Source organism: Enterobacter sp. R-25 (assembly GCF_049913205.1).
Lineage (GTDB): Bacteria > Pseudomonadota > Gammaproteobacteria > Enterobacterales > Enterobacteriaceae > Enterobacter > Enterobacter ludwigii.
In genome coordinates this window covers 768,871-785,487 of record NZ_CP183982.1, presented here as the reverse complement: position 1 = coordinate 785,487, position 16,617 = coordinate 768,871, and the positions used below count along the sequence as shown (strand labels likewise).

Here is a 16,617-nt window from a genome sequence, read left to right as displayed (position 1 = left end):
CCCCTCGTCAGAGGGCAACAGACCGCACATCACAAACCTTACTCGTCGAGCAGGATCACTTTACCCACATACGGCAGATGGCGGTAACGCTGCGCGTAGTCAATGCCATAGCCCACGACGAACTCGTCAGGGATAGAGAAGCCGACAAACTCTACCGGCACCTGCACTTCACGGCGGCTGGGTTTATCCAGCAGGGTGCAGATCGCCAGGGATTTTGGCTCACGCAGGCTCAGGATCTCGCGCACTTTAGAGAGCGTGTTGCCGGAGTCGATGATGTCCTCAACGATCAACACATCTTTGCCACGAATATCTTCATCCAGATCTTTCAGGATTTTCACATCACGGGTTGTGGACATGCCGCTGCCGTAGCTGGAGGCGGTCATAAAATCGACCTCATGGGACACCTGCACTTCACGGCACAGGTCTGCCATGAACATGAAAGAGCCACGTAAAAGACCGACCAGCACCATTTCGCTGCCGCTGTCCTTGTAATGTTCGGTGATTTGACGACCCAGTTCGGCGATACGCGCTTTGATCTCGGCTTCCGGGATCATCACTTCAACAGTATGTTTCATATTACTAACCATATGATTTTAATGAAAATCTCTCAATGCGGATGAATGTTACTCCGGCATCGATACGCAAGCCAGCCATTATATCAGTAAATGGATACACCTGGCGCATGAGTTATAAAAAGCAAATATTGTGATTCCGATCACACTTGTTAATACCTATAATTAGTTGCTAGCAAATAATTAACAAAACTGACGAGTACACTTTCTATGGCTGAAATAAAAACTCAACAGCCACGTCTACTGGTGACATTAACAGCGCTATTCGCCGCCTTCTGCGGCTTGTATCTGTTAATCGGTGGCGTCTGGCTGGCCGCAATTGGCGGCTCCTGGTACTACCCTATTGCGGGTCTGGTTATGCTTGGCGTAACCGTCCTGTTGTGGCGTAGAAAACAATCCGCGCTATGGCTTTATGCTGCTTTACTCCTCGCAACCATGATCTGGGGCGTCTGGGAAGTCGGTTTCGACTTCTGGGCACTGACGCCGCGCAGTGACATCCTGGTCTTCTTTGGTATCTGGCTGATCCTGCCGTTCGTATGGCGTCGCCTGATTGTTCCTTCAAGCGGTGCCGTTGCGGCGCTGGTGGTTGCCCTGCTGATCAGCGGCGGCATTCTCACCTGGGCCGGTTTTAACGACCCGCAGGAGATTAACGGTACGCTGAATGCCGAATCCACCCCAGCTGCAGCTATCTCGCAGGTCGCGGATGGCGACTGGCCAGCTTATGGCCGTAATCAGGAAGGTCAGCGCTACTCCCCGCTCAAGCAGATCAACGCGGACAACGTTAAGAACCTGAAGGAAGCCTGGGTATTCCGTACCGGCGACCTGAAGATGCCAAACGATCCGGGTGAACTGACCAACGAAGTGACGCCGATTAAAGTCGGTAACATGCTTTATCTGTGCACCGCGCACCAGCGTCTGTTCGCGCTTGACGCGGCCACCGGTAAAGAGAAATGGCACTTCGATCCGCAGCTGAACTCCAACCCGTCGTTCCAGCACATCACCTGCCGTGGCGTCTCTTACCACGAAGCGAGTGCTGATAATGCGAGCCCTGAAGTCATTGCCGACTGTCCTCGCCGCATCATGCTGCCGGTAAACGATGGCCGCCTGTTCGCGATCAATGCCGAAACCGGTAAGCTGTGTGAGACCTTTGCCAACAAAGGTATCCTGAATCTGCAGACCAACATGCCGGACACCACGCCGGGTCTGTATGAGCCAACCTCACCGCCGATCATCACCGATAAAACTATCGTGATTGCCGGCTCGGTAACCGATAACTTCTCCACCCGCGAAACCTCTGGCGTTATCCGTGGTTTTGACGTGAACACCGGTAAACTGCTGTGGGCCTTCGACCCGGGCGCGAAAGATCCAAACGCGATCCCATCGGACGAACACACCTTTACCTTTAACTCACCTAACTCCTGGGCACCGGCGGCGTATGACGCGAAGCTGGACCTGGTCTACCTGCCGATGGGCGTCACCACGCCAGATATCTGGGGGGGTAACCGTACGCCTGAGCAAGAGCGTTATGCCAGCTCTATCGTGGCGCTGAACGCGACCACCGGTAAACTGGCCTGGAGCTACCAGACTGTTCACCACGACCTGTGGGATATGGACATGCCGTCCCAGCCGACGCTGGCAGACATTACCGTTAACGGCAAAACCGTTCCGGTGATTTATGCACCCGCGAAAACGGGCAACATCTTTGTGCTGGATCGCAGCAACGGTAAGCTGGTTGTCCCGGCACCAGAGAAACCCGTTCCGCAGGGCGCTGCCAAAGGCGACTATGTCACCAAAACACAGCCGTTCTCTGAACTGAGCTTCCGTCCGAAGAAAGATCTCAGCGGTGCAGACATGTGGGGTGCCACAATGTTTGACCAGCTGGTGTGCCGCGTGATGTTCCATCAGCTGCGCTATGAAGGTATCTTCACGCCACCTTCTGAGCAGGGCACGCTGGTCTTCCCGGGTAACCTGGGCATGTTCGAATGGGGTGGGATCTCCGTTGACCCTAACCGTCAGGTGGCGATTGCCAACCCGATGGCCCTGCCGTTTGTTTCTAAGCTTATTCCACGCGGTCCAGGCAACCCAATGGAGCAGCCTAAAGATGCTAAAGGCAGCGGTACTGAAGCGGGTATTCAGCCGCAGTATGGCGTGCCATACGGCGTCACGCTGAACCCGTTCCTGTCGCCGTTTGGTCTGCCGTGTAAACAGCCTGCCTGGGGTTATATCTCCGGCCTGGATCTGAAAACTAACCAGATCGTCTGGAAAAAACGTATTGGTACGCCTCAGGACAGCATGCCGTTCCCGATGCCGGTTCCTGTCCCGTTCAATATGGGTATGCCAATGCTGGGTGGTCCAATTTCTACCGCCGGTAACGTGCTGTTCATCGCGGCAACCGCCGATAACTACCTGCGCGCGTACAACATGACCAACGGTGAAAAACTGTGGCAAGGCCGTCTGCCAGCAGGTGGACAGGCAACGCCGATGACCTATGAAGTGAATGGCAAGCAGTACGTTGTCATCTCTGCGGGTGGTCATGGTTCGTTTGGTACGAAGATGGGCGACTACATTGTGGCTTATGCTTTACCCGACGACGCTAAATAACTAACACCGCCAACGGTAAAAAAAACGGCAACTTCGGTTGCCGTTTTTATTGCTTATCCCCTCTGAACCAAGGTCTGGGCATCAGGCCACACGATATTAAACCGTGAACCCCAGCATCATGCCCGTATCTTCATGCTCCAGCAGATGGCAGTGCGCCATATAGGCAAACGCCTTCGGTGCCTCGTGGTCAAATTTCACCAGCACCTCACTGACGCCACCTTCAACCCTGACGGTGTCTTTCCATCCCGCGCGATGCGCCTGTGGCGCGTTACCGTTTTCAGAAAGGATGCGGAACTGGGTACCGTGAATATGGAACGGATGCAGCATCATGTCGCCTTCGCCTGAAATCACCCAGCGTTCAAACTGCCCTTTTGTGGCAGCAAACATTGGCGTGTTCATGTCAAACGCTTTGCCGTTGATCATGTTGGCATTGTGGAAATCGAAATCATGGCCACCGTGCCCCATGCCGCCCATTTTACCGTGGTCCATATTCATATGGCCCATCATCTCTCCGTGGTGCATACCCGCCATCGCCTGATTGCCATATTTCGCCATCAGTGCCTGCATGCCCATCATGTCGAGCATCGGGTTCATGGACAGTTGCAGCTTGCGTTGGGTCAGGCCCTCGAGAGAAGGTAGCGCCGGGAGCGTGGTCAGGGTATCCGGCAACATGCCCGAAGCCGTGACCTGCAGCGGCTGGATCTGCAGCACCGGGTGCGGCTTGTCAAAGGGTGCAACCGCCATTCCCATCTGACTGACCGGTAGCGTGACCAGGTCAAACGGTTTGCCGTCGCTGATATCCACCAGCACCTCAAAACGCTCCCCCATCAGCATCGGTAGCGTATCCACCTTCACCGGTTCAGGCAGCAGCCCCCCGTCGCTTGCGACCACGTACAGAGGGCGTTTATCGCTGGTGGCGAAATTCAGTGAGCGGGCGTTACAGCCGTTGAGCAGGCGTAAGCGCAGCCAGCCTTTCGGTGCCGCATGCTGCGGGTAAATGGCACCGTTGGTCAGCAGGGTGTCGCCAAACCAGCCTACCGCCGCGCTCATGACGTCCAGCTGGTAATCAATTTGCCCGTCAGCGGTGAATTTTTTGTCCTGCACAATGACCGGCACATCGTCGATGCCCCACTGTTTGGGCAGGCGCAGCAAACGGCTTTCGTCATCTTCGATCAGCACCAGCCCCGCCAGCCCCATCGCCACCTGATGGCCCGTTTTGCCATGCTGATGGGGGTGGAACCAGCAGGTCGCGGCGCGCTGGTCCGGGGTAAAGGTCACGCTTCGCTTACCGCCCGGTTTTATGATGCCCTGCGGCCCCCCATCCACCTCGCCCGGCACTTCCAGTCCGTGCCAGTGCAACGTGGTCTCCTCAGCCAGCGTGTTATGGATATCCACCGTCACCGCTTTCCCTTTACGTAACTGAAGTGCCGGGCCGAGAAGATTGCCGTTATAACCCCACGTTGTCGCGCTGTGTGCGCCAAAGGTCGTTTTACCGGACTGGACAACAAGCTGGATGCGGCTACGGGCATCCGCGGTGAGTAAATCAGGGATCGGTAAGGCAGGTCTGTCGGCCGCAAAAGCCGCGCGGCTCCACAGCGGTAAAGCGCTGGCTACGCCAAGCGCAACGGAATATTTTAAAAAATCACGGCGTTGCATGTTCATTTCCTTATTTCCAGCAGGCGATCTTTTGAGCATAAACCCTCCCCTTACCGGAAGGTCAAGTGAAGCGGCAATAATAAAGATCGTCGGCCTGGCATCAAGTATGCTAACGTTAATTTTCCGTGATGCAGTGGTAGAAGCAATGAAGACGTTTTTCAGAACAATTTTGTTCGGTAGCCTGATGGCGATGTGTGCGAACAGTTACGCGCTGAGTGAAAATGAAGCGGAAGATATGGCCGATCTGACGGCAGTTTTTGTCTTTCTGAAAAACGATTGTGGTTACCAGAATTTGCCCAACGGGCAGATTCGTCGCGCACTGGTCTTTTTTGCCCAGCAAAACCAATGGGATCTCAGCAACTACGATAGCTTCGACATGAAGGCGCTCGGCGAAGACAGCTACCGCGATTTAAGCGGTATTGGTATCCCTACCGCCAAAAAATGCAAAGCGCTGGCTCGCGATTCACTCAGCCTGCTCGCCTACGTGAAATAACCTTCCCGACGCCCCCTTGTTGAGCCTATAGCCGTGCAACCACGGTTATAGTTAGCTATCATGTTTCGCTCATTTTTTGTGAGCGTAACGGATGTTAACAAAGGAGGAGTCCGCGTATGGCCGACCACACGTTGTGGCATGAAACACTGCATGACCAGTTTGGTCAGTACTTTGCCGTTGATAACGTGCTCTATCATGAGAAAACCGATCACCAGGATCTGATCATCTTCGAGAATGCCGCCTTTGGCCGCGTGATGGCGCTGGATGGTGTCGTGCAAACGACCGAGCGCGACGAGTTTATCTACCACGAGATGATGACCCACGTTCCGCTGCTGGCACACGGGCATGCGAAGCATGTTCTGATTATCGGTGGTGGTGATGGCGCAATGCTGCGTGAAGTCTCCCGCCATCAATCCATCGAAACCATTACGATGGTGGAAATTGATGCCGGCGTGGTCTCTTTCTGTCGTCAGTACCTGCCGAACCATAACGCCGGTAGCTATGACGATCCGCGCTTCAGTCTGGTCATTGATGATGGGGTTAACTTCGTTAATCAGACGACCCAGACCTTCGACGTTATCATCTCCGACTGTACCGACCCGATCGGTCCCGGCGCGTCGCTGTTTACCTCCGATTTCTACGAAGGCTGCAAGCGCTGCCTGAAGCCGGGCGGGATTTTTGTGGCACAAAACGGCGTCTGCTTCCTGCAGCAGGATGAAGCCCTCGACAGCCACCGCAAACTGAGCACCTATTTTGGCGATGTCAGCTTCTATCAGGCCGCTATTCCGACGTACTACGGCGGGATCATGACCTTTGCCTGGGCAACGGATAACGACGTACTGCGCCATCTTTCCACCGAAATTATTCAGGCCCGCTTCCACCAGGCCGGTCTTACGTGCCGTTACTACAATCCGGCAGTTCATACCGCAGCGTTTGCCTTACCGCAGTACCTGCAAGACGCATTATCCACTAAGGGGGTGAGCTAATTGAAAAAGCTTAAACTGCATGGCTTTAACAACCTGACCAAAAGCCTGAGTTTTTGTATTTACGATATCTGCTATGCCAAAACAGCGGAAGAACGCGATGGTTACATCGCCTATATCGATGAACTCTACAATGCCAACCGCCTGACCGAGATCCTGTCAGAAACCTGTTCGATTATTGGCGCGAATATCCTGAATATCGCCCGTCAGGATTATGAACCTCAGGGTGCCAGCGTCACGATTCTGGTCAGCGAAGAGCCGGTCGACCCTCAACTTATCGATAAAACAGAACATCCGGGCCCGCTGCCGGAAGTGGTCGTCGCCCATCTCGATAAAAGCCACATCTGCGTGCACACCTACCCGGAAAGCCATCCTGAAGGCGGGCTGTGTACCTTCCGTGCCGATATCGAAGTGTCGACCTGCGGTGTGATCTCCCCGCTGAACGCGCTGAACTATTTAATCCACCAGCTGGAATCCGATATCGTGACGATTGATTATCGCGTGCGAGGCTTTACCCGTGACATTAACGGCATGAAGCACTTTATCGATCACGAGATCAATTCCATTCAGAACTTTATGTCCGACGACATGAAGTCGCTGTATGACATGATGGATGTGAACGTGTATCAGGAAAATATCTTCCATACCAAGATGTTACTTAAGGAGTTCGACCTTAAGCACTACATGTTCCATACCCGACCAGAAGATTTAAGCGAAGAAGAGCGCAAGGCCATTACTGACCTGCTCTGGAAAGAGATGCGCGAAATCTACTACGGCCGCAATATTCCGACCATGTAAGCCGCGCTGGGAGCAAGGACGCTCCGGTGTGCTATTTCTGTTTCATGAACGCCCGGTACGCCGTCACGACTTGCAAAAAGTCTTCTACGCCGCACAGCGACAGACTCTCTTCATCGTAGTAGCTCATCCCCTCTTCCATCACATCACCGGAGAATTCAAGCTGGTTGGCACGCACCATCACCTCTTCGCCATCCATCCACAGCGTGTATTCGTGCCCGGCACGTTGCCAGGAGCGTTCACTGCCTTTCACCGTATTTGCCGCCTGTTCAACTTCGTCCAGAAGGGCGAGATTCTCTTTCACCTCTTCGTTGAACCAGTGTCCAACCGCTTCGTGGCCCATCGACATACGCACTTTCACCACTCCGGTGATGTCGCGCAGAAATTCGTAATCCATAGTATTTTCCTCTGCAAAGCCATTACGCTAATTATCGCAGCAGAGAGGAAGAAAAAAAGCGTGGGAGGCAGGAGGAATGAAAATAAAAAGGTGAGAGCAAGACCTTGCGGTCTGATGCCCCCACCCTGTCCCTCTCCAGGGGAGAGGGTGCAAACACAAAACCGCCTCCGCGGAGACGGTTTAGCTGTTTATACTGCCGTCTGGAAGATAACCCCGTCAGCCTTCTCGGTGTACTGAGAGAGCTGGTCGAAGTTCAGATAGCGATAGGTATCTACCGCCGTCTTATCCACCTGAGCCACAAAGGTCTGGTACTCTTCCGGCGTTGGCAGTTTACCAATCAGTGCCGCAACCGCCGCCAGCTCCGCAGAGGCCAGGTAGACGTTAGCACCGGTACCTAAACGGTTCGGGAAGTTACGGGTAGAGGTGGAAACCACCGTCGCACCGTCAGCCACGCGCGCCTGGTTACCCATACACAGGGAACAGCCAGGAATTTCGATACGCGCACCGCTCTTACCGAACACGCTGTAGTAGCCCTCTTCGGTCAGCTGAGCCGCATCCATACGGGTTGGCGGAGCCACCCACAGACGCGTTGGCAGCTGGCCTTTGTGGGTATCCAGCAGCTTACCGGCAGCACGGAAGTGGCCGATGTTGGTCATACAGGATCCGATGAACACTTCGTCGATCTTGTCGCCCTGAACGTCTGAAAGCAGACGCGCATCGTCCGGATCGTTTGGTGCACACAGGATCGGCTCTTTGATATCCGCCAGATCGATGTCGATCACTGCCGCGTATTCTGCGTCAGCATCGGCTTCCAGCAGCTGTGGATCCGCCAGCCATTTTTCCATGCCCTGGATACGGCGCTCCAGCGTACGACGGTCGCCGTAGCCTTCTGCAATCATCCACTTCAGCAGCACGATGTTAGAGGTCAGATACTCAATAATCGGTTCTTTGTTCAGCTTGATGGTACAGCCAGCAGCAGAACGCTCCGCGGACGCATCGGTCAGTTCGAATGCCTGCTCGACTTTCAGATCCGGCAGACCTTCAATTTCCAGAATACGGCCAGAGAAGATGTTTTTCTTCCCTTTCTTCTCAACGGTCAGCAGACCCTGTTTGATGGCATACAGAGGGATAGCATGCACGAGGTCACGCAGGGTGATACCCGGCTGCATTTTGCCTTTGAAGCGCACCAGAACCGATTCTGGCATATCCAGCGGCATCACGCCGGTCGCAGCAGCAAACGCCACCAGCCCCGAGCCCGCCGGGAAGGAGATACCGATTGGGAAACGGGTGTGGGAATCACCACCGGTACCGACGGTATCAGGCAGCAGCATACGGTTCAGCCAGGAGTGAATAACACCGTCACCCGGACGCAGCGACACACCGCCACGGTTCATGATGAAGTCAGGCAGCGTGTGGTGCGTGGTCACGTCAACCGGCTTCGGATACGCGGCAGTGTGACAGAAGCTCTGCATCACCAGGTCAGAAGAGAAGCCCAGGCACGCCAGGTCTTTCAGTTCATCACGGGTCATTGGGCCAGTGGTGTCCTGAGACCCCACAGAGGTCATCTTCGGTTCGCAGTACGCGCCAGGACGGACACCGGCGACGCCGCAGGCGCGACCCACCATTTTCTGCGCCAGGGAGTAACCACGATTGCTTTCCGCCACATCTTTCGCATGACGGAACACGTCGCTGTGCGGCAGACCCAGCGCTTCACGCGCTTTGGTCGTCAGGCCACGACCGATGATCAGCGGAATACGGCCACCGGCACGCACTTCGTCAATCAGCACGTCGGTTTTCAGCTCAAAACTCGCCAGCAGTTCGTTGGTTTCGTGGTTGCGCACTTCACCTTTGAACGGGTAAACGTCAATCACGTCGCCCATATTCAGGTTAGAGACATCCACTTCGATCGGCAGTGCGCCCGCATCTTCCATGGTGTTGAAGAAGATAGGCGCGATTTTGCCGCCCAGCACCAGGCCGCCGCCACGTTTGTTAGGCACATGAGGGATGTCATCGCCCATAAACCACAGTACGGAGTTGGTCGCGGACTTACGGGACGAACCGGTACCCACTACGTCACCGACGTATGCCAGCGGGAAACCTTTTTCCTGCAGGGCTTCGATCTGTTTGATCGGGCCAACGCTGCCCGGCTGATCCGGCTCAATACCTTCACGGGCGTTTTTCAGCATCGCCAGCGCGTGCAGAGGAATATCAGGACGAGACCACGCATCCGGTGCCGGAGAGAGGTCATCGGTGTTAGTTTCACCGGTCACTTTGAAGACGGTAACGGTGATTTTTTCAGCCAGTGCAGGACGGTTCAGGAACCATTCGGCATCGGCCCAGGATTGCATAACCTGTTTCGCGTAGGCGTTGCCGGCTTTGGCTTTTTCTTCCACATCGTAGAAGTTATCGAACATCAGCAGCGTTGAGGAGAGCGCTTTGGCGGCAATCGGTGCCAGCGTGTCGTTATCCAGTGCGTCAATCAGCGGATGAATGTTGTAGCCACCCTGCATGGTACCGAGCAGTTCAATAGCTTTTTCAGGAGTAACCAGTGGGGAGGTTGCTTCGCCTTTGGCGACGGCGGCAAGGAATCCGGCTTTTACGTAGGCAGCTTCATCTACGCCAGGCGGTACACGGTTGATCAACAGATCTAACAGGAATTCTTCTTCGCCCTTAGGCGGGTTCTTCAGCAGCTCGACGAGCGCGGCCATTTGGGTTGCATCTAAAGGTTTGGGTACAATTCCCTCGGCGGCACGTTCTGCTACGTGCTTACGGTATTCTTCTAGCACGACGGTTCTCCTCGCTCTCATTGTCATATGCGGCGGGCGTTCTCTTCACGCTCCTGTGAGACAGCAGTTTGTAGGGTAAATGCCCGATACCGCGTCGGGCAGCATAGCAGGATTTCTGCACAGTGTTAATCCGTTTACAAAAAAGCAACATTAAAAAATTTGCTGAATCGTTAAGCATGGTGTAGCGGGCAGGTGCAACGAATTCTGACTGCAAAAAACCGTGAGTGCGACCTTCTGAATATTCCGGCGGCATTTCAGCCATCCGATATAATTGTGTAATAAATACTCACACTCTTTATCCGGACGTACCGGATGATTCCCCACAAAAGTCAAAACAGTAAAAGACGGGTGATTGATACTCACGCCAACCGTAACGCCTCACGGCACAGCGCTTGTCTCGTTGGAGTCATTTTATGAAGTTGCCCTTTAAGCCACAACTGCTTGTCCTTCTGTGCAGTGCCGGGCTGTTTGCCGCCTCAGGCGTCATGTTCGTTAAAAGCCGCGCAACGGAGCCTGTGTCTCCTGCCCCTGCCCCCGTCGCACAACAACCGGCTGCGCCGCCTGCCGCTCAGCCAGCACCGGTCGTCGCGCCAGCCTACACGGCCGCGCAAATTGATCAGTGGGTTGCCCCCATCGCGCTCTACCCGGATGCCCTGCTATCGCAAATTTTGATGGCTTCGACTTACCCGGCCAACGTCATCCAGGCGGCACAGTGGTCAAAAGACAACCCTAAACTGCAGGGCGATGCCGCCATTCAGGCCGTGGCGAATCAACCCTGGGATCCGAGCGTAAAATCACTGGTGGCGTTTCCTCAGCTGATGTCCCTGATGGGCGAAAATCCACCCTGGGTGCAGAGCCTGGGCGACGCGTTTCTCGCGCAGCCGAAAGATGTGATGGATTCCGTGCAACGTCTGCGTTTGCTGGCGCAGCAAACCGGTGCATTGCAATCAACACCGCAGCAAACGGTCACCACCGAGACAAAACCGGCCCCGGCGAAAACGGCCACCGGCCAGACAACAAGCAACGCCACGACGTCAGCCCCGACGGTCATTAAAATTGAGTCTGCCGACCCGCAGGTGGTTTACGTTCCCACCTACAACCCGAATACCGTGTATGGCACCTGGCCGAACACCGCTTATCCGCCCGTCTATTTACCGCCCTCCCCGGGAGAGCAGTTTACGGACAGCCTGGTCAAAGGCTTAGGGTTCAGCCTGGGCGTGGCGACCACCTACGCTATTTTCAGCAACATCGACTGGGATGATGACGATGACTGGGATCACCACCATGATGACGACTGGGATCACCACGGCGGCTATAACCGCAACGGTGATAACAACATCAATATCAATGTTGAGAACTTTAATAAAATCAGCGGCCAGCGCCTGACGGACGCCAACCGCACCTGGCAGCATAACCCGGCCTATCGTGAAGGAGTGCCCTATCCCACTAACACGCTCAACAATCGCTTCCACTCAACGAACACGGCAACGGGGCTAAGCGCGACGCAGCAAAAACCGGTCAACCGGGACAGCCAACGGCAGGCTGCGCTGAGCCAGATGGAGAAATCAACGGGAAAAACCTTCCCGCAAACCGCGCGTCCGGGCACCAAAGATGCACAGCGTCAGGCGTCAACCGACCAGCTGAAGCAAATTTCCCAGCGCAACAACTACCGGGGCTACGACACCAAACCGCAAACGGCACAGCGGACAGCCGCTAAGACGCGAGACAGCCGCCCGACCACCACGCAAAGGCAAGAGAAACGGGTTTCGCAGCCTGCGCGGAGTAGCCAGCCGCGCGCCAATGCGCTCAGCGGTAACGACAGTCGTTCCGCCAACTGGCAAGCCCAGCAGCAGCGAGGTGCCCAGAGCCGGCAACAGGCTGCCCGCCATCAGCAACCGCGCCAGACGTCTACCGGGCGTGCTGAACACCGTGAATTCCGTCACCGTTAAGGAAGCCGACATGAAAAGCAAATTACTCAGTGGGATCGCGTTATTCATGCTGTCGGCCGCCGCAATGGCGCAGCAATCTTTCAGCACGCCAGACCAGGCAACCGATGCGCTGGCCAGCGCCATCAGTGAGCAAAATGAAAGCGCGATGAACACCCTGCTCGGTGAGAACTGGCGTGATTTTCTGCCGCCGGAAGGGGTGGATCCTGATGCCGTGGATCGCTTCCTGCGCGACTGGAAAGTTCGGCACAATACGGTCGTTGACGGGAATAAGGCACATCTGGTGGTCGGTGCCAGCGACTGGCAGCTACCGATTCCGGTGATCAAAACCGCCTCTGGCTGGCAATTTGATATCAAAGAAGGGGCTGAAGAGATCCTGACCCGCGAGATTGGCCGCAACGAGCTCGCCGCCATCGAGGCGCTGCACGCGTATGTGGATGCACAGCAAAGCTATTTTGCGCTGAACCAGAAATATGCGCAGAGGATTGTCAGCTCAGCCGGCAAAAAAGACGGCTTATACTGGCCGGCCTTGCCCGGCGAAGCCCCCAGCCCACTCGGTCCGGCCTTCAGCCCGAAAGAACCCGGCACTGGCTATCACGGCTACCGCTTTCGCATCCTGCCGGATAAAAACGGTTTTGCCATGGTGGCCTGGCCAGTCAGCTACGGCCAGACGGGCGTGATGAGCTTTGTAATAAACCAGACCGACAAGGTGTACCAGTCGGACCTCGGCAGCGAGTCAGAGAAGAAAGCGCAGGCGTTACCTGCTTATCACCTGGATCACACCTGGCAACCGGTCGCCCCATAACGCAGGCAAAAAAAACGCCTCCGGAGGAGGCGTTTCGCAATCATGAAGAAACTTATTTCTTCTTCGCTTTCGCGTTAGGCAGGTCGGTGATGCTACCTTCGAACACTTCTGCCGCCAGGCCAACAGACTCGTGCAGAGTCGGGTGAGCGTGGATGGTCAGCGCGATGTCTTCAGCGTCACAACCCATTTCGATAGCCAGACCGATCTCACCCAGCAGCTCGCCGCCGTTGGTACCAACAATCGCACCACCGATCACACGGTGAGTCTCTTTGTCGAAGATCAGTTTGGTCATACCGTCTGCGCAGTCGGAAGCGATAGCACGGCCAGAAGCAGCCCACGGGAAGGTGGCGGTTTCGTAGCTGATGCCTTTCTCTTTCGCTTCTTTCTCAGTCAGACCCACCCATGCCACTTCTGGCTCGGTGTAAGCGATAGATGGGATCACTTTCGGATCGAAGTAGTGTTTCATGCCGGCGATAACTTCAGCGGCAACGTGACCTTCGTGAACACCTTTGTGCGCCAGCATTGGCTGACCGACGATATCGCCGATAGCAAAGATGTGCGGCACGTTGGTGCGCAGCTGTTTGTCAACGCGGATGAAGCCACGGTCGTCCACTTCCACGCCAGCTTTGCCCGCGTCGAGGTTTTTACCGTTCGGCACACGGCCGATAGCCACCAGCACGGCGTCGTAACGCTGTGGTTCGGCAGGGGCTTTTTTGCCTTCCATGGAAACGTAAATACCGTCTTCTTTCGCTTCAACGGCAGTCACTTTGGTTTCCAGCATCAGGTTGAATTTCTTGCTGATACGTTTGGTGAAGACTTTAACGATGTCTTTATCGGCCGCCGGGATTACCTGGTCGAACATTTCAACCACGTCGATCTCTGAACCCAGCGCATGGTACACGGTACCCATTTCCAGACCGATGATACCGCCACCCATAACCAGCATACGCTTAGGTACGGATTTCAGCTCCAGCGCATCGGTGGAATCCCACACGCGTGGATCTTCATGTGGAATGAATGGCAGCTGAATTGGACGGGAGCCCGCAGCGATGATCGCGTTGTCGAAGTTAATAACGGTTTTGCCGTTTTCGCCTTCCACTTCCAGGGTGTTCGCGCCGGTGAATTTACCCAGACCGTTTACCACTTTCACTTTACGGCCTTTGGCCATACCTGCCAGACCACCGGTCAGCTGAGTGATAACTTTCTCTTTCCAGGTACGAATCTTGTCGATATCGGTTTTCGGCTCGCCGAAGACGATACCGTGTTCAGCCAGTGCTTTGGCTTCTTCGATAACTTTCGCAACGTGCAGCAGAGCTTTAGAAGGGATACAGCCTACGTTCAGGCAAACACCACCGAGGGTGTTGTAGCGTTCTACGATTACGGTTTCCAGACCTAAATCAGCGCAACGGAAGGCAGCAGAGTAACCCGCCGGGCCTGCCCCAAGTACCACGACCTGAGTTTTGATTTCAGTACTCATCATGACCTCTTATTGATTTCCGGCGGTCCAGGTACTTGTCGCCCTTCATCCACCGGGACGTTCTATCCGCCCGCAGTTTACAAAATTGTTAACAATTTTGAAACAACAAACGGCTCACGAATTGTCGCTTTTCGCCAATAACCTCACAGACCACATGAGATTAACAGAAAAAAGCCGGCCGACTGGCCGGCTTTTCGATTACATCACCAGGCGGCGAATGTCGCTCAGGGTGTTGTTGATGATGGTGATGAAACGCGCACCATCAGCACCGTCGATCACGCGGTGGTCGAAGGACAGAGAGATTGGCATCATCAGACGCGGCACGAACTCTTTGCCATTCCATACCGGTTCCATCGCGGACTTGGACACACCGAGGATAGCCACTTCCGGCGCGTTAACAATCGGTGCGAAGTGGGTAGTACCCAGGCCGCCGATGCTGGAGATAGTGAAGCAGCCGCCCTGCATTTCGCCAGCAGTCAGCTTACCATCACGCGCTTTTTTGGAGATGGTGGTCAGTTCACGGGACAGCTCAGTGATGCTCTTCTTGTTCACGTCTTTAAAGACCGGAACAACCAGACCATTTGGCGTATCAACCGCAACACCGATGTTGATGTATTTCTTCAGCGTCAGCTTCTGCCCATCTTCGGACAGGGAGCTGTTGAAGCGTGGCATCTGCTCAAGCGCCGCAGCAACGGCTTTCATGATGAAGACGACTGGGGTGAATTTCACGTCCAGTTTACGCTTCTCAGCTTCGGCATTCTGCTGTTTACGGAACGCTTCCAGATCGGTGATATCCGTTTTGTCGAAGTGCGTAACGTGCGGGATCATCACCCAGTTACGGCTCAGGTTGGCACCAGAGATTTTCTGGATACGACCCAGTTCCACTTCTTCGATTTCACCGAACTTGCTGAAGTCCACTTTCGGCCATGGCAGCATGCCCGGGATACCGCCGCCAGCGGCAGCAGCAGGGGCAGCTTCAGCGCGTTTCACCGCGTCTTTCACATAGGCCTGAACGTCTTCGCGCAGGATACGACCTTTACGGCCAGTCCCTTTCACTTTCGCCAGGTTTACACCGAATTCGCGCGCCAGGCGACGAATCAGTGGCGTAGCGTGAACGTAAGCGTCGTTCTCAGCGAACTCAGATTTACCTTCTGCTTTTGCAGCAGGGGCAGCAGCAGGTTTAGCCGCCTGAGCCGGTGCAGCGGCAGGTGCTGGTGCAGCAGCGGCTGCCGGAGCAGCAGCTGGCGCAGCGCCTTCCACTTCGAAGACCATGATCAGAGAGCCCGTAGACACTTTGTCGCCGGTGCTAATTTTGATCTCTTTAACGGTACCCGCGAATGGCGCGGGTACTTCCATAGACGCTTTGTCGCCTTCAACGGTGATCAATGACTGTTCAGCAGCAACTTTGTCGCCCACTTTTACCATCACTTCGGTGACTTCAACTTCGTCACCACCGATGTCAGGTACGTTGACATCTTTCGCACCGCCAGCAGCAGGTGCAGCGGCCGGCGCTGGCGCAGCAGCCTGAGCAGGTGCGGCAGCAGGTGCAGCACCTGCCACTTCGAAGATCATGATCAGAGAGCCGGTAGAAACTTTGTCACCGGTGTTGATCTTGATCTCTTTAACCGTACCTGCGAATGGCGCCGGCACTTCCATAGAGGCTTTGTCGCCTTCTACGGTGATCAGGGACTGCTCAGCCGTAACGGTATCGCCCACTTTCACCAGGATTTCAGTGACTTCTACTTCGTCACCGCCGATGTCAGGCACGTTGACTTCTTTTGCCGCAGCAGCTGCTGGTGCAGCAGCCGCAGGAGCAGCTTCTTTCTTCTCTTCCTGCGCAGGTGCAGCAGCTGCTGCACCGTCGGCGGAATCGAAAATCATGATCAGTTTGCCAGTCTCGGTTTTATCGCCAACAGAGACTTTGATCTCTTTAACGATGCCAGCCTGAGGAGACGGAACTTCCATAGAGGCTTTATCGCCTTCTACAGTGATCAGCGACTGTTCAGCTTCAACTTTGTCGCCCACTTTGACCAGGATCTCGGTGATTTCAACTTCATCAGCCCCGATGTCCGGTACTTTGATTTCGATAGCCATTCTTCTTTTACC

General features: G+C 55.0%; 12 protein-coding genes. 6 read left to right on the top strand and 6 right to left on the bottom strand.

Annotated features, from left to right (window positions below; all coding sequences use genetic code 11):
- Window positions 1–38 precede the first annotated feature (38 nt).
- Window positions 39–575, bottom strand: a complete 537-nt coding sequence (hpt, locus tag ACN9MQ_RS03695) for a hypoxanthine phosphoribosyltransferase (RefSeq protein ID WP_025205381.1) — start codon at window positions 573–575, stop codon at window positions 39–41.
- 207 nt (window positions 576–782) lie between these two features.
- On the opposite strand from hpt, the gene ACN9MQ_RS03690 reads away from it, so the two are divergent.
- Window positions 783–3,173, top strand: coding sequence for a glucose/quinate/shikimate family membrane-bound PQQ-dependent dehydrogenase (locus tag ACN9MQ_RS03690; RefSeq protein ID WP_426021223.1), 2,391 nt, complete (start codon window positions 783–785; stop codon window positions 3,171–3,173).
- A gap of 96 nt (window positions 3,174–3,269) precedes the next feature.
- Here the strand turns inward: ACN9MQ_RS03690 and cueO are convergent, their stop codons facing one another.
- Window positions 3,270–4,829 (bottom strand): multicopper oxidase CueO, encoded by a 1,560-nt coding sequence (cueO, locus tag ACN9MQ_RS03685; RefSeq protein WP_032679633.1) that lies wholly within the window; start codon window positions 4,827–4,829, stop codon window positions 3,270–3,272.
- Between the two features lie 145 nt (window positions 4,830–4,974).
- On the opposite strand from cueO, the gene ACN9MQ_RS03680 reads away from it, so the two are divergent.
- The 3 genes from ACN9MQ_RS03680 (at window position 4,975) to speD (ending at window position 7,103) form a co-directional block, all read left to right on the top strand.
- On the top strand, window positions 4,975–5,322 hold the full coding sequence (locus tag ACN9MQ_RS03680; protein ID WP_014882582.1) for a YacC family pilotin-like protein: 348 nt from the start codon (window positions 4,975–4,977) through the stop codon (window positions 5,320–5,322).
- A gap of 116 nt (window positions 5,323–5,438) precedes the next feature.
- Window positions 5,439–6,308: a polyamine aminopropyltransferase gene (speE, locus tag ACN9MQ_RS03675; RefSeq protein WP_014168661.1), complete on the top strand. Its 870-nt coding sequence runs from the start codon at window positions 5,439–5,441 to the stop codon at window positions 6,306–6,308.
- On the top strand, window positions 6,309–7,103 hold the full coding sequence (gene speD, locus ACN9MQ_RS03670) for an adenosylmethionine decarboxylase (protein WP_426021224.1): 795 nt from the start codon (window positions 6,309–6,311) through the stop codon (window positions 7,101–7,103). It abuts the gene before it with no gap.
- 31 nt (window positions 7,104–7,134) lie between these two features.
- On the opposite strand, the gene yacL is transcribed toward speD, so the two are convergent.
- Both yacL and acnB read right to left on the bottom strand, forming a co-directional pair.
- Window positions 7,135–7,497 carry a protein YacL gene (gene yacL, locus ACN9MQ_RS03665; RefSeq protein ID WP_047743436.1) on the bottom strand — a complete coding sequence of 121 codons (363 nt, stop codon included), beginning with the start codon at window positions 7,495–7,497 and terminating at the stop codon, window positions 7,135–7,137.
- Between the two features lie 188 nt (window positions 7,498–7,685).
- Window positions 7,686–10,283, bottom strand: coding sequence for a bifunctional aconitate hydratase 2/2-methylisocitrate dehydratase (acnB, locus tag ACN9MQ_RS03660; protein ID WP_020882592.1), 2,598 nt, complete (start codon window positions 10,281–10,283; stop codon window positions 7,686–7,688).
- A 413-nt stretch (window positions 10,284–10,696) separates the two neighbouring features.
- On the opposite strand from acnB, the gene ACN9MQ_RS03655 reads away from it, so the two are divergent.
- Both ACN9MQ_RS03655 and ACN9MQ_RS03650 read left to right on the top strand, forming a co-directional pair.
- Window positions 10,697–12,232, top strand: a complete 1,536-nt coding sequence (locus ACN9MQ_RS03655; protein ID WP_426021225.1) for a DUF3300 domain-containing protein — start codon at window positions 10,697–10,699, stop codon at window positions 12,230–12,232.
- A gap of 10 nt (window positions 12,233–12,242) precedes the next feature.
- Window positions 12,243–13,034: a DUF2950 family protein gene (locus ACN9MQ_RS03650; RefSeq protein ID WP_113656575.1), complete on the top strand. Its 792-nt coding sequence runs from the start codon at window positions 12,243–12,245 to the stop codon at window positions 13,032–13,034.
- A 52-nt stretch (window positions 13,035–13,086) separates the two neighbouring features.
- Here ACN9MQ_RS03650 and lpdA read toward each other — a convergent pair whose 3' ends face one another.
- Both lpdA and aceF read right to left on the bottom strand, forming a co-directional pair.
- Complete coding sequence (gene lpdA, locus ACN9MQ_RS03645; protein ID WP_020882589.1) at window positions 13,087–14,511, bottom strand: dihydrolipoyl dehydrogenase; 1,425 nt, start codon at window positions 14,509–14,511, stop codon at window positions 13,087–13,089.
- Window positions 14,512–14,709: 198 nt separating this feature from the next.
- On the bottom strand, window positions 14,710–16,605 hold the full coding sequence (gene aceF / locus ACN9MQ_RS03640; RefSeq protein ID WP_025205387.1) for a pyruvate dehydrogenase complex dihydrolipoyllysine-residue acetyltransferase: 1,896 nt from the start codon (window positions 16,603–16,605) through the stop codon (window positions 14,710–14,712).
- Between the last annotated feature and the right edge of the window lie 12 nt (window positions 16,606–16,617).